The following is a 14,668-nucleotide window of genomic DNA, read 5'->3' on the forward strand; positions in this document are numbered from 1 at the left end:
ATCACCTAAACTGATGTTTAATCATTTGAAATAAAATTTTAAGTGCAGCACTGGTATTAGTTCCTTTAGCTTGAGTTTCAGGAGTATATATTGTTTTTATCTCAACTTCCTCAAATGGAATTTTATTATCATTAACTTCACGTATGAATTCAGAAGAGATAAGATATCCTCTAGAATTAATTTCTATTTTCCTTAAAGCATCAATTGTTATAGCTCTAAATCCAGTTTGAGAATCACTTACATTAACTCTATAAAATATTCTTGTAAGAAGATTCATTATTGCATTAGCTATATTTCTAGTCAAAGGCATATCTTTTAAAGGTCTAACTCCTATTACTGCTTGAGCCCTACCCTCTATTAATGGTTCCAACACATTTTCCAAATCATCAACATCATGTTGACCATCAGAATCCATATTAACAATATATTTTGGATTGTATTTTAAAACAGCCTCGAAACCTGTTTGCATAGCTACTCCAACACCACGATTAATCATATGAGAATAAATAAAAATCTGGTTAGGATATTTTCTTTGAGAGTCTTTGATGACCTTTAGAGTATTATCTGAAGAACCATCATTAACAATGACCATATTATATCCTTTTTCTGCAATCTTTTCAATTACAGGTTGGATTCTTGTAGATTCATTATATGCTGGAAGAATAACATAAGTATTTTTCTTATCTTCTTCACTAACTCCAAATCCCATTTTACACCATCTCATAATGGTCCAGCATCTTCTTTTCCTTCACGCATTCCCATTCCAGCTTCTTTTCTCATTGCTTTTCTATGATACATCATTTTAATTAAATTTTGCGCATGTTCACGTGCTCTATTCTCTGCAAGTTTAGCTAGTTCAACAGAATCTTCCTCTTCATCTTCATGTACAAATACCTCTAAAATATGTTTATTTGTCATGAGTTGTGCATTAATAAGACCAGTTGATGCTTCATGAGCACACATTTTATCTTTTTGCATTGGACCCGGCATACCAAGTGCCATTACAATATCACAGTTTTCTTCCTCAATGAGAATTTTAGCAGTAACTGGTAAGTCTTTTACCCCAGGAACTGTTTGACGAATTATTTTTAAATCATAAGCATTCTTTTTAAGCTCATCAATAGCTGCTCCAGCCATATCAAAACGAGCAAAAGTTGTATCACAAATTCCAATTCTCATGTAAATTCACCTTAAAAAAAATTATGTTTTTATTAATATAAATGTTTTAAGTAATTTTAAATATTAAAATTATAAAAAATTAGAATTCAAAAAAAATTAGTTTTTAGATAATAATTCCAAAAACTTATCCTTAGCTTCATCAACTGTTAGTGGATAATCCCCTTCCATGTCAAAACCTTCATTTTCAAGTTTTTGGAATATTTCAGTAACAATTGGAACCTTTAAATTTGCCTGTTCTAAAATTCCTGGCTTTGCAAAAATCTCTTTAGGAGTACCTTCAGCAATCAATAAACCATCAACTAAAACAAACAATCGTTGAGCATAATTTGGAACTAAATCAACATCATGTGTGGAAATTATGATTGTAATTCCTTCATCATTGAGTTCTTTTAATAATTTAGATAAACTAACAACTCCTTGAGGATCAAGACCTGCGGTAGGCTCATCTAAAACCATTATTTCAGGTTTCATTGCAAGAATACCTGCAATAGCTACTCTTTTCTTTTGTCCACCACTTAAATGATGAGGAGCAGTTTTTTCATATCCTGACATTCCAACACGAACTAATGCCTCTTCGACTCTATCTTGAACCTCCTCCATAGGCAATCCTAGATTAAGAGGTCCAAATGCAACATCTTCCTCAACTGTCGGAGCAAATATTTGGTCATCAGGATTTTGAAATACAATACCAACTTTCTGTCTAACTTTAAGTAAAGATTTCTTATCATATTTTAATTCTTCACCATCAATCATAACTTGTCCTTCATCTGGTTTGTAGATTCCATTTAAATGAAGAAATAAAGTAGATTTACCTGCACCATTTTTACCTAAAAGAGCTACAATTTCTCCTTTTTTAATTTTTAAACTTACTCCTTTAAGTGCTTGGTAATTTGTATTATAAGAATATTTAATATTTTTTATTTCTAACATTTAATCATCTCTTTTTCTTGGTTTGTAAACTGGAAGTTCACCATAATAACCCCTTGAATCTAAAGAATGTTGTAGAGTTTCACTTTTATCAAGAGATCTTAAAAATATTGTACTTACAAGGGCACCTAAAGACTTAATTGAAGAAAAATAAGAATGATATCCAAGTCTAGTCTCTTGTGCTTTTTGCATTGTATCAATTTCATTTAAAAATATGAAAATTGTATTATACATTAAAAGTGCTATTTCTATTAAAATTTTAGGAACTTTCAAAGTCCTTAAACAATTTAGAATATTTGCAATTGGTGTTGTGAGAGCTAAAAATCCTAAACAAGGAAGGCATCCTAATACCCTCATAAAGGTATAAACACCATAATGTAAAGAATCAGTAGTAACTACAATACCAAATACACCTGTTTCATATATAACATCTCCTTTTCCAAAGAAGAATATTAAAAATATACAAGTTATAATAAGAAAAGCCATTGGAATTGATAAAAATTTCAAATAAGATTTATAATCAATTTTAGCAATGGTTAATATGACAATAGATAATATAATAAAAATTATTACATCAAAATATAAATTATCCAATGCTAATGTAGTAATTAAAAGTATTATTGTTAAAAATAACTTAAAATAAGGATTTACTTCTGTTAAAGCATTATTATGTGCAATATAATCCATGTCAAATTTCATAAAATCACTAAATATTTAAAAAAAAGAAAAATAATAAAGAAGAGTTATTCTTCTTTACCTTTTCCTCTCCAATAACCAAATGCATATCCAATAATAATTGCACCTATAGCTGCTTGAAGAGCAAATAATAAACTTTCTATTTCACCACTAGGTGGTTCCCAAATTGATGAAAACCAAGGTTCAAAACCAGATTCTTCAATAGTTTCACCTGCAGCATCATCAGCACCGCCGAAATATCCTTCATTTTCACCAAGACCACTATACATTACTAATGGTGCTATAAATAATACAATACAAATTACTCCTAAAATAATTAATGTAGATGTTTTCATAATTAATCACCTATGCCTCATTAGGGTTTAAAGCACCAAGTTTAGTTAATAATTTTGGTTTGTAAGCTTTTAATCTATCCCAAATAATTACAGTCAATATAGCTTCACCAATAGCTAATGGTATTTGAGTTACTGCGAAAATAACTAAAAATTTTCCTAATGCTGCACTAAAAGTAGGTGCTGGGAAAGCAATTGCTAATTGGAATGAAGTAGCTACATAAGTTAATAAATCTCCTAAAAATGCTGCAAAGAAAATTGCAATAGTTGAAGATACATTAGCTTTAGTTAAACCTTTATATGCAATCCATGCAACGAATGGTCCAAAAATACCCATTGAAAATATATTTGCTCCTAAAGTAGTTAAACCACCATGAGCAAGTAAAATTGCTTGGAATAAAAGAACGATTGTTGCTAATACTGCAGTTACTGCAGGACCAAATACTACTGCACCAAATCCATTACCACAAGGGTGAGAACAACTTCCAGTAACAGAAGGTAATTTCAATGATGATAAAATAAACATAAATGCACCACTTACAGCAAGTAATGCCTTAGATTCAGGGTTTTCATCAACAATTTTTTTAATTTGATAAATACCAAACGCAACGACGATGAATGATATGACAAACCATACAATACACCAGTTCAACGGTAAATATCCTTCCATAATATGCATAAATTTTCCTCCATAATATACATCAATATAAATTGATAAAATAATCAATAAAAACTTAATTATAATTAAAATAAACTAAAGTATTATTGACAATATAATATATGAATTACTATTATATAAATATTATTAAAAAGATTTATTCTAATTAAACAACAAAAAAGGAAACTGATAATATGAATATTAAAAATAACTTAATTCTAGCACTTGATGTAATGAATGAAAGCGAAGCTATTGAAATTTGTGATTCAATTAAAGAATATATTGATACCATAAAAATTGGTTATCCATTAGCATTAGCTGAAGGCCTTGAAATCATCAATAAATTAAAAAATAGATTCCAATTCAAAGTAATCTGCGATTTTAAAGTAGCAGATATCGATGCAACAAACTCCAAAATATGTGATGAAACTTTCAAAGCAGGTGCAGATGCAATAATCTGCCATGGATTTGTCGGAAAAGATAGTGTTCAAGCATGCCTCGATATGGCAAATAAACATGAAAAAGAGTTATTTTTACTTACTGAAATGTCTCATCCTGGTGCTAAAATGTTTTTACAAAAAAATGCTGATGCAATAGCTCAAATGGGAGTAGATATGGGAATTAAGAACTATGTTGCACCAGCAACAAGACTAAATCGTTTATCCGATATTAGAAATATTGTTGGGAATGACTCATACATTATTTCACCAGGTGTTGGAAAACAAGGTGGAGATGGTAAAAAAACACTTGAATATTCTGATGCAATTATTGTCGGAAGAAGTATTTATGAAGCAGAAAATCCAAAAAATGCTTGCAAAAATTTAATTGAATCTTTAAAATAATATTAAACTATTTTAAAGAATCAGTATTCTTTTTTAATTTAATTTTTCAAAAATGATTCCTGCAATTTCATAAGCTATTTCAAAGGATAAAAAGCATAAGAATATCCAAATACTAAATACACCACAAATAGCTAAAAGTAAAATTACAACTTTCATTAAAAACCTATATTCAAAAAATAGATTTAAAAACTTGTTATCTGTAACTTTTAAGATTAATTCATGCCCAACTTCATCTTCAAAGGCTGCTAAGATACAGATTAATAAGATAACATAACTTAATTCAGGAATTCCACCTATCAAACATATTAAAACAAATAATACTAATGTTATAATATGATGGATTCCATCTACTTTTAGTGCTATTAAATTACCTAACAAAATAGCAATGAAAATATAAGCTGCTTCAGTACTATAAATTGTAGCACAAGCTGATACAATAGCACATAAAACACCAAAAATACCTGCAAATTTTAAATCATGTTTACTATCAAATAAATCATCTGAATATTTCATGAAAAATCCAGATAATAAAAATAAAATTGCTAAAACAATGTATTCCATCTAATCACTATTGATTTTGTCTAATGCTGACGCATAAATTAAAGGAAGAATAACTGTAACATCCCCAACTACACTAGCTAAATTAGATCCACATTTTGCTTTTGCCCATGATTTTGCTTCTTCTAATGGAGCACCACCTAAACTACCTGCTTCAGGTCTATCCATTGTAATTTGAATAGCTGAATCTAATCCACCCGTAATTACATTAGATGCTAATGTATAATGTTTAGTAAGACCTCCTCCTAAAAGAATTGCACCAACTTTTTTTGAATTAAATACAATATCAGATAAATAAGGCATATCTCCTGCAGCACTAATTGTAAAGTCGTGATCTTGAGAAAAAATCCAAAGTTGCAGTCCAATCATTGAATCAATTAATCCAGGCGCAAATATTGGGACATTATTTTTTGCAGCGCTTGAAATAAAGGAATCTTCATCTTCAACTAAAAGACCAATTTCATATAATAACTCTTGAATTGAAATAACATTCTTTTTAGAAGCTATTTTTTCAAATATTTTTGTTATTTCAGTTTCAAAAATAGTGAAATCATCTGAACCAACATTAATATCAGCAATACGCCCTATTCCTTCTTCATTTAACTCTTCATCATCTTTTCCTTCGTGACGATAATGAGAACCACCAAAAGCCTCTACAAGATCATGTGTTAAATTAGCACCACTTGAAACTATTAAATTAACATGTCCTTCATTAATCATTTTAGATACAACTTTCCTCATACCCCCAGGTATTAAAGGACCTCCAAGGCTCATGAATACATTCATGTCTTCATCTTGTATCATATCCACTAAAATATTACGTGCACGAGCTACTCTACCAGCACCTAAAACTCCAGATTCATCAAAAGCATCTATCAAATCAGATACTGCCATATTACTTTCTACATTAATTTGGTTAACTTTCATTAAAAATCACTTAAAAATTAATTTGTAATTATTGGAAATTGTTCTAAATTTGCAATTATGTTTATTATATCTGTTCTTGTAACTATACCGAGTAAATCCTGATTATTATCTGCAACAATTAACCTAGAAATTGATCTTTTAATCATTACTTCAATCGCATTAGCTATTTTTAAATCTTCATTAACTATAACAAGACTTGATGACATTAATTCACCAACAGTACAATCATCCTTATCATTAGCAATTGCATTAACAATATCTGAAACAGTAAATACGCCAACTACTTTTCCATCTTTCATTACAGGAGCACCATCAATTCCATTTTTAGCTAGTTTTTTAGCAGCTTCTTTTATAGTACAATCCACTTTGAAAGATATTACATCACGACTTGCAATTTCACCAACAGTCTGCTTAGGAATACTTCTAATACTATTTGTACCAAGTAAAAGAATATTATCCATATCATCACGACCAACAATTGTTCCAATAATTCCTAAATTATTTACTGGAGTTGGCCCTATACTCACCATATCCCCTAGATTCAAATCTTTAATACTTCCCAAAACTTTAATGGCTGCTTCACATTCACTAGGTTGTGGAACACTAGTAAATTCTATTTTTGCAACAGAAATATCCTCAAGTCTAGTACCATTCTTAAAAATAGGTACTTTAAAATCTTTATCTGAAACAGTAATATTTAAAGAGTGGTAAGCTTCAATAGTAGGTTTATATCCTCCCCTAGGACCAGGTACACCTTTAACTAAACCTAAACTTCTTAATGATTGCATTTGATTACGAATTGTTCCTGGATTCCTTCCCATAACCTCAGCAATATCTTCCCCTTTAATAGATTTACCATTAGATGACTGGTATAAATTTATTAAAGTTTGTAAAATTCCTTTTTGAACAGATGTTAACATGTTAATCCTCATCAAAATATTATTAATATTTTAATTTATGTTACTATACTTTATAAATATTAATGATTTATCATGATGATTAAATAAATCCATGATGATAAATTTCACAAACTCTTAACAAATGCATATTGTGAGTATGCATATGTTAATTTTATTAAGTATATTAAACCTTCTCAGAAAATATGTACTCATATAAAAAAAAATAAAAAAAGATTAGCGTTTCATAGCTAAATCAATTATACTAAATGATTCACCTTCCGCTCTAACTGTAGAACCACCTAAACCAAAAGCAGAACGAGCGAATTCTTTGTTCATTCTTTTTGAAACTTCATCAAATATCATTTTATATGCTGTACACTGCGGATCAACTGCTTTAGGTGTTTGATATGCAACAATAGCATTATAAGGACATCCTCCTTCACAATATTTAACATGTTTGCACTTTTTACAGTTTTCATCAACATACTCTCTGAATTCTTGAAGTTTTACCCATGCATTAGATGCTTTTAAATCATCAAAACTTGGATTATCTTTAACATTACCTAAAACATAATCTGACATTCCAACAAATCTATAACATGGATAAATTGAACCATCAAAACCCACAGCAAGTGTAGTTCCAATACAATCCGCAAAAGTACATAGAGTCCCTCTTCTTCTAAATGAACTTCTACAAATATGATCCAAGTCCATAATAGAAAATTTATCTAAATCATAAAGATATTTATCTAACCATTCAACTAAAAGTTTTCCATGCTCTTCTTGTTCAAGTGCCCATGGATCTGCATTATCTCCACGCAATGATGGAAGAGCTGCATGAATTTTGAGATTCATTTTTTCATTTTTAAAGAAATCATATAATTCATCTGAAAAATTCTTTGAATAATCTGTTACAGTTAAAACAAAGTTAATTAACAATCCTTTACTCTTAGCTACTTCATATTTACTCATTGTTTTATCAAAATAGCCTTCTCCTCTTTGATAATCATTAATTTCTTTTGGTCCATCAATACTTGTACTTACAACAACATTATACTTGATAAATAAGTCTATAAGCTCATCAGTTAATAGCCAGATATTACTTTGGAGTGAAAATCCCTCTAAATTAGGTAATGCAGATAATTTTTCTAAAGCTTCCTTATAAAAATCATATCCTGCAAGAAGCGGTTCACCACCATGGAAAGTAAAATGAACTTTATCATCCCTAAAATCACTTAGCCAAGCTATAATCTGGTCAATAATTTCAATATCCATCATTTCTTTTTTATTTTCAGAACCCCAACAATATTTGCAGTTAGATGGACAATTCAAAGTAGGGATAATCATAATATGAAATGTCATTTTAACCATATATTTTGTTTAACTCATTTAATAATTGTTTTTTCTCATCTTCTTCCATATTTTCATTTACGAAGAAAATATAACCACATTCCTCACATTTTACTGTTTCCATTTCTGCGTGAGCTCTATGATTATCTAACATTTTTCTATGAGCTATTTTATCTTTTGAACCACATTTTGGACATGGTGCTAATAATTCTTCAAGTTTCATTTTTTCACCTTATAGTTAATTTATTTTAGAAATATATAATAATATTAGTTTAATAGTTTAATTATAAATTTATAAAGTGGGAATCCTATATGCCTAATAAATGACAATATATACTTGACACATGGAAATTCAAATTCTCTTTTAACTTTATCTAATTCTGCAATAATATCTAACTTTTGTGGACATTTTCTTAAACATTTACCACAACCATTGCATTTACCTGCATTACCAGAATTTCCCATAACTCCCCCTACATATTGATAGTAATCAATAAAAGACTGATTAATAATTCCTTTATGATTAAATAAATATTTTTCATTATAAATTTTCATACATTCAGGAATATTCACTCCTTGAGGACAAGGCATACAATAACCACAAGTAGAGCAATTAATCTTTAAGGAATTTCTCATTACTCTTTTAACAAGTTCAACTGTTTCTAAGTCCTCAAAAGACATTGACATTGGAGTAATCTTATCTGCAACAGCTATGTTTTCATTAAGTTGATCAAAACTATTCATCCCAGATAATACACAAGTAACATTTCGATTATTTAAAACCCATTCAAGAGCCCATTCTGCATTAGTTTTATTGGAATTAGCTTTTCTAAAAACTTCTTCTGCTTCTTTTGGCATATTACCCGCAAGAATTCCACCTTTTAATGGTTCCATAACAAGAATGCCCATGCCTTTTGAAGCCACATATTCAATTCCTTCCACACTAGCTTGAACATTTTCATCAAAGTAATTAAACTGAACCATTACAACATCCCAATCACAACAATCCACTACCTCTTGAAATTCTTCTTTAGGACCATGATATGAAAATCCAATATGTCTTATTTTACCATCAGATTTTGCTTTTTCAATGAATTTAATTAAATCACGTTTTAATAAACGATTCATATTTTTTAAATCCACTGCATGGATTAGATAATAATCAATGCAATCAATATTAAGTCTTTTTAATTGCTCATCTAAAAGAGGTTCCATATCCTCATACTTTCTAACATTTATCGAAGGTAATTTAGTACATATCTTAACTTTAGATCGTATCATATCATCAGTTAAAATCTCACCTATAAATGTTTCACTATCACCATATAAATAAGCAGTATCAATAAAATTAATCCCATTATCTATTGCATGGAAAATAAGTTTACTGGCTTTGATTCTATCAATTTTACCATTTTTAACTGGTAAACGCATAGCTCCAAGACCAATCGAAGAAATCATATCTCCTGTTTTTTTAATTAACCTATACTGCATAAAAATCTTTAAAAATAATAATTGAAGTAATCATACTCCATTAATCATTTCTTTCATATAATCAATTAAAATATCTTTTGATTCCGGGTCATCTAAAGCAAATTCAATTGATGTCTTTAACCATTCTAAACGATTACCAATATCATAAGTTTTTCCTTCAAAAAGAACACCATAAATAGAATCTAACTTTTGAAGTGCATCTGTTAACTGGATTTCACCACCAACACCAGGTTCAGTTTCATCGATTTTATCAAAAATATCTGGTGTTAATACATAACGACCCATAATAGCTAAATTAGATGGTGCTTGATGAACTAATGGCTTTTCGACCAGTTTAGTGATATTATAGATATCTTTTTCAACTTCATCTCCTTTAATAATACCATATCTTTCTACTTTTTCTTTCGGAACCTCTTCAAGAGAAATTGCAGATGCACCATACTTTTCATAAACATCGATTAATTGTTTTGTACATGGAACTGGTCCTTTTGTAATAGAGTCCCCAAGCATTACAACAAATGGTTCATTGCCAACATGCTTTTTAGCACAATAGATTGCATCACCTAAACCTTTTTGCTCTTTTTGTCTTATATAACAAATATCAGCTAAATCAGTAATATCACGAACTTGCTTTAAACGATCATCCTTACCAGCACTTTGTAAAGTTTGCTCAAGTTCAAATGATTTATCAAAATGATCTTCTATGGATCTTTTATTTCTACCAGTAACAATTAATATATCATCAATACCAGAAGCTACTGCTTCTTCGATAACATATTGAATAGTCGGTTTATCAAAAACAGGCAACATTTCTTTAGGTTGTGCTTTAGTAGCAGGTAAAAATCTAGTTCCAAAACCTGCTGCAGGAATTACAGCTTTCATAATTTATCACCAAAATAATTTTTAATTATTTATATTTTAATTTAATTATTATAAATATATTAGGAAAAAATAACCTTAAAAAGAAAATATCGAAAAAAATAATTGAAAGTAAATAGTGCGGGAGACGGGACTTGAACCCGCGAAGGGACTGACCCACTAGGCCCTCAACCTAGCGCCTTTGACCGCTCGACCACCCCCGCATATAACAAAAGTAGTTATTATTAATTATATTTATTAATGTATATATAGTTAACTATTTTTACTCTAATTTAATGATAACATCCATCATTTTTTCATTTTTTAAATCTTCAATCAAATCTAAATCCAAATCCCTTGCAGCTTTATTTGCCCTGATCATCAAAGTACGAGAGCAAGTATAATCACTAGTCCTTGAAACAATGTCCGTTGGATGACTTAAAGTTAAATCTTCATGACCAAAACCTACTATTTCATCATGCCCATTCTCAGTATCTAAAATAACAGTTATCATTGTATTTGAATTAGCTATCTTATCTTTAAATTCTTGTGGAAAATCAAACATAGATTTGTCCATACTTGTTCCAATAATACAATCAGCAGTTGGACCAATTTCAACATCTTTAGTTACTTCAAAAGTAGATTTATGAAGTGAAGTGACATTTTTATGTCCCTTAGTTTGAAGTTTAAAAATCATAATTAATAATCAGTTAAAAAAAATAATTAAAGTTTTCCAACAAAATAACTATAATTTTAATTACCTAATCACTACATTAAAAAATATCAATCATTATTTTAATTTAAAGATACTGAAAAATCAAACTAATCTTTTAGTCTACATAAATATATAAGTTAATTGAAAATAATAAATTATGAAAGGTTGTTACTGCTTAATAATTAACATCAATTCTCCAAAAACAATTAAAATTGGTAAAAAATTAGGAAAAATCCACTTTGATGAAGGACATTATATTTATGTAGGATCTGCCATGAATTCATTAATGGCAAGAATCAAAAGACATTTAAGCAACGAAAAAAAGCTTCATTGGCATATTGATTACTTATTAGAAAATGCTGAAATTACTGATGTAATATACAATGAATCAACAAGAAAAGTGGAATGTGAACTATCCGAGTTTATTGCAAGTAAAACTAATGGAATTGCAGGATTTGGATGCTCTGATTGTACATGTAAAAGTCATTTATATTACTTTAAAAATAGAAATGAAGCTATTGAATGTGTTTTAAATGCTTATGATTCAATAGCTATGCCTTGTACATTTTTTAAAAAATAAATCCCTTATTTTTTTTAAAATATTATTAGAATACATTTCATCCATTTTCAATTTTTTTAATTAGATAATTAGTCTTTTTAACAATATTATTCCTATTAAATGACTTAGCAATTCTTTTAATTGCATCTAAATTCTTAACAAAATTATCTAACCATGAAAAAATATCTCCAGGATATACCTGAATTTGATATTTTCCAAATAACCTATTTGAGATATCTTGAGGATCTTTTCCCCTAATTCTTTCATGAATAATTACTTCAGATATACCTCTCTGCATACATGTGCAAAATGGCCTATCTTGGCATTTACATTGCATGAAATCACTTTGAAGAGCAATTAATGCATCTTGGAACTTTTTATCTACTTTTTCAATTGCTTCACCACTAGATATAATATCTAGAGTTGACTCTGCAAATAATCGTGTGGAAAATTTAATTTTAAGTGCATTAGCAATTTGATTGTGAATAACACTTGATAAATACGCATTTTCAAACATTTCCAAATCCAATGCCATAGCTAAAATTAAAACTTTTAGCTTATCATACTTTTCTTTTTTCTTATACATTGGAGAATGTCCTACATATCTTTTTAAATACTCATTATTATTTAATGTATTTTTAATAAATTCTGCTTCATAAATTGATAAAAATGACACTGAAGTTGCTCTTCCATATTTTGTAATTTCCAATTTATCGCTTGAAGCATAATTAATCAATCTTAAATCTTCCATTTCATCAATAGCAGTTTTAAGTGAAATCGGAACATCAATATTTTCATAGAAATCTCTTAATTCTTTTCTAGTCTTAATTGAATTAGATGAAATATCTGCAAGAATTTGTTCATAAGATGAATCTTCATCATATTCAATATATACATCTTCATTATTGCTTTCTAAAAGGTCCAATGCTTTTGCCTCTTCTGATTCACCCGCAAAATCATTACCTACTTCAGGTATTAAATAAACAATACCCCTATCATGATAAGATGGTCTTCCTGCACGACCTAACATCTGTGAAAACTCATTTGGATTAATCCATTTATTTCCCATTACAAGTGAATCAAATATTACTTGAGAAGCTGGAAAATCAACACCTGCTGCAAGAGCTGCTGTTGTTACAACACAAGAAATTTTACCCTTATCAAAATCCTTTTCAATTTTCTCTTTTTTATAATAAGATAATCCTGCATGATATGCCTGAGCATTAACCCTTTTATTATTTAAATAATTAGCTATTTGATGAGTTTTACGCCTTGAATTTGTAAATATTATAGTTTGTCCTCTATAACCTTTCTTAGATTTCGTATTATACTCCCTTTGAACAAGCATTCTCATCAAATGCCTTTTTTGAGATTCATTTCTTATATAAACTAAATGTTTTTCTAGTGGAACTGGTCTTTGTGAGTATTGGACTAGTTTCATATTGAATTCAGATGCTAAAAAATCTGGATTTTTAACTGTGGCAGACAAACCAATAATTTGAGTTTTAGGATATAAATTTTTTAAACGTTTAATTAAACCATTTAAACGAGTTCCCCTATCCTCATCATCAATCATATGAATTTCATCAATTAAAACAACACCTAAATTAGATAATGCCTGAGAATTACCACTTCTAAGCAGATAATCAATTCCTTCATATGTCGCAACAACAATATCCGAAGACGATACATCTGAATCTGGAAGATTAAGCTCTCCTTTTGCCTTAACCCTATTTCTTCCAACTTTAATAGCTACCTTAAGACCTAATTTAGAATATTTCTTTTTAAAATCCCTATACTTTTGATTTGCAAGAGCAACCAATGGAGTAAGAAATATAAATTTTTTACCTTTAAGAGCCTTGGTAATACCTGCAAGTTCTCCCACTAATGTTTTACCAGAACCTGTTGCACTTACAACAAGTAAATCCTCACCTTTAAGAAGACCTTCCTTAATAGCTAAATATTGAACAGGCAATAATTTAGTATTTCCAGAGTCTAAAAGAACTTTTTTGAAGTTTTTAGGAATTTTAAGCCTTTTCATATCTACAGGAGGTATGATGTGCTTTGATTTTTTGGTTTTATCAAATAATGTTAATTTTCTATTCTTTAAAGGATCAAAATGAGGGTCAAGAATTGACAATGTTTTTTCTAAGCTTCCAGTTTTATTCAGAATAGATTTTAAATTTCTAAAAATCTTTTTATCAAAACCTTGGAGTTTAAGCTCCTGTTTTATCGTATCAAAAGCACATTTTCTGCAAATCAATTGATTGTGATACTTATAAGAATAAGAAGAATTGACAATTGTAATATATCCATCATAAGCACAGAAATCACAAACTTGAGTTTTCCTAACTTTAATATTAAGGGAAAGTAAAAACTTCTCAATATCCCCATCTGGAGTTGCAAGAAAAACAGCTTGAGAGCGTAAAAGCCTAATTACTTCACTGGGAGACATTAATTTTTCGTTTAATGTGGAATTTTCGTTGAAATTATAATCTGCGACAAATCTTGAAATCGATAGAGAATCACCATTTCTTGAGAATTTTATATTTCCAACAAATTCAGGTCTTCTTTTATGATTTAAAGCACCTTTTGGTGAACCAATAGGGTATAATCTCCACTGTTTTTTAATCTTTTTTAAAACTAGCATTACTATTAATTATATTTTTAATTGTTA

Annotated in this window: 17 protein-coding genes and 1 tRNA gene; 2 read left to right on the top strand and 16 right to left on the bottom strand. The window is 29.1% G+C overall.

Features of this window, described 5'->3' with window-relative positions:
- Position 1: 1 nt before the first annotated feature.
- The 6 genes from ACI389_RS07055 to ACI389_RS07080 all read right to left on the bottom strand — a co-directional run bounded on the left by ACI389_RS07055 (position 2) and on the right by ACI389_RS07080 (position 3,813).
- Positions 2–724 carry a glycosyltransferase family 2 protein gene (locus tag ACI389_RS07055; RefSeq protein WP_439780832.1) on the bottom strand — a complete coding sequence of 241 codons (723 nt, stop codon included), beginning with the start codon at positions 722–724 and terminating at the stop codon, positions 2–4.
- A complete protein-coding gene (ribC, locus tag ACI389_RS07060) occupies positions 721–1,179 on the bottom strand; it encodes a riboflavin synthase (RefSeq protein ID WP_439780833.1) in 459 nt (152 codons plus the stop codon). The genes ACI389_RS07055 and ribC overlap by 4 nt, the downstream gene beginning before the upstream one ends.
- Before the next feature lie 96 nt (positions 1,180–1,275).
- The gene (locus tag ACI389_RS07065) at positions 1,276–2,109 is read right to left on the bottom strand and encodes an ATP-binding cassette domain-containing protein (protein WP_439780834.1); all 834 of its coding nucleotides are present in this window, start codon (positions 2,107–2,109) and stop codon (positions 1,276–1,278) included.
- Positions 2,110–2,805, bottom strand: a complete 696-nt coding sequence (gene cbiQ / locus ACI389_RS07070; RefSeq protein WP_439780835.1) for a cobalt ECF transporter T component CbiQ — start codon at positions 2,803–2,805, stop codon at positions 2,110–2,112.
- Positions 2,806–2,849: 44 nt separating this feature from the next.
- Positions 2,850–3,137: an energy-coupling factor ABC transporter substrate-binding protein gene (locus tag ACI389_RS07075; protein ID WP_439780836.1), complete on the bottom strand. Its 288-nt coding sequence runs from the start codon at positions 3,135–3,137 to the stop codon at positions 2,850–2,852.
- Positions 3,138–3,147: 10 nt separating this feature from the next.
- A complete protein-coding gene (locus ACI389_RS07080; RefSeq protein ID WP_439780837.1) occupies positions 3,148–3,813 on the bottom strand; it encodes an energy-coupling factor ABC transporter permease in 666 nt (221 codons plus the stop codon).
- Positions 3,814–3,986: 173 nt separating this feature from the next.
- Here ACI389_RS07080 and pyrF point away from each other — a divergent pair, with 173 nt between their 5' ends.
- Positions 3,987–4,634, top strand: coding sequence for an orotidine-5'-phosphate decarboxylase (gene pyrF, locus ACI389_RS07085; protein WP_439780838.1), 648 nt, complete (start codon positions 3,987–3,989; stop codon positions 4,632–4,634).
- A 33-nt stretch (positions 4,635–4,667) separates the two neighbouring features.
- Here pyrF and ACI389_RS07090 read toward each other — a convergent pair whose 3' ends face one another.
- From ACI389_RS07090 to ACI389_RS07130, 9 genes are all read right to left on the bottom strand, one after another.
- Positions 4,668–5,195: a hypothetical protein gene (locus ACI389_RS07090; protein ID WP_439780839.1), complete on the bottom strand. Its 528-nt coding sequence runs from the start codon at positions 5,193–5,195 to the stop codon at positions 4,668–4,670.
- Complete coding sequence (locus ACI389_RS07095; RefSeq protein ID WP_439780840.1) at positions 5,196–6,119, bottom strand: deoxyhypusine synthase; 924 nt, start codon at positions 6,117–6,119, stop codon at positions 5,196–5,198. It abuts the gene before it with no gap.
- A 17-nt stretch (positions 6,120–6,136) separates the two neighbouring features.
- Positions 6,137–7,039, bottom strand: coding sequence for a CBS domain-containing protein (locus ACI389_RS07100; RefSeq protein ID WP_439780841.1), 903 nt, complete (start codon positions 7,037–7,039; stop codon positions 6,137–6,139).
- Positions 7,040–7,252: 213 nt separating this feature from the next.
- Positions 7,253–8,380 carry a TIGR04083 family peptide-modifying radical SAM enzyme gene (locus tag ACI389_RS07105; RefSeq protein WP_439780842.1) on the bottom strand — a complete coding sequence of 376 codons (1,128 nt, stop codon included), beginning with the start codon at positions 8,378–8,380 and terminating at the stop codon, positions 7,253–7,255.
- 1 nt (position 8,381) lies between these two features.
- Positions 8,382–8,591 (bottom strand): TIGR04165 family Cys-rich peptide, encoded by a 210-nt coding sequence (locus tag ACI389_RS07110; protein WP_439780843.1) that lies wholly within the window; start codon positions 8,589–8,591, stop codon positions 8,382–8,384.
- Between the two features lie 44 nt (positions 8,592–8,635).
- The gene (locus ACI389_RS07115; protein ID WP_439780844.1) at positions 8,636–9,859 is read right to left on the bottom strand and encodes an aldo/keto reductase; all 1,224 of its coding nucleotides are present in this window, start codon (positions 9,857–9,859) and stop codon (positions 8,636–8,638) included.
- A 30-nt stretch (positions 9,860–9,889) separates the two neighbouring features.
- Positions 9,890–10,741, bottom strand: coding sequence for a UTP--glucose-1-phosphate uridylyltransferase GalU (galU, locus tag ACI389_RS07120; RefSeq protein WP_439780845.1), 852 nt, complete (start codon positions 10,739–10,741; stop codon positions 9,890–9,892).
- Positions 10,742–10,857: 116 nt separating this feature from the next.
- Positions 10,858–10,941 (bottom strand) — tRNA-Leu (locus ACI389_RS07125).
- Positions 10,942–11,000: 59 nt separating this feature from the next.
- On the bottom strand, positions 11,001–11,414 hold the full coding sequence (locus ACI389_RS07130) for a DUF371 domain-containing protein (RefSeq protein ID WP_439780846.1): 414 nt from the start codon (positions 11,412–11,414) through the stop codon (positions 11,001–11,003).
- Between the two features lie 175 nt (positions 11,415–11,589).
- Here ACI389_RS07130 and ACI389_RS07135 point away from each other — a divergent pair, with 175 nt between their 5' ends.
- Positions 11,590–12,012, top strand: a complete 423-nt coding sequence (locus ACI389_RS07135) for a GIY-YIG nuclease family protein (RefSeq protein ID WP_439780847.1) — start codon at positions 11,590–11,592, stop codon at positions 12,010–12,012.
- 37 nt (positions 12,013–12,049) lie between these two features.
- On the opposite strand, the gene ACI389_RS07140 is transcribed toward ACI389_RS07135, so the two are convergent.
- The gene (locus tag ACI389_RS07140; RefSeq protein ID WP_439780848.1) at positions 12,050–14,641 is read right to left on the bottom strand and encodes a DUF5814 domain-containing protein; all 2,592 of its coding nucleotides are present in this window, start codon (positions 14,639–14,641) and stop codon (positions 12,050–12,052) included.
- Between the last annotated feature and the right edge of the window lie 27 nt (positions 14,642–14,668).

Source organism: Methanobrevibacter sp. (assembly GCF_051877095.1).
Taxonomy (GTDB): domain Archaea; phylum Methanobacteriota; class Methanobacteria; order Methanobacteriales; family Methanobacteriaceae; genus Methanocatella.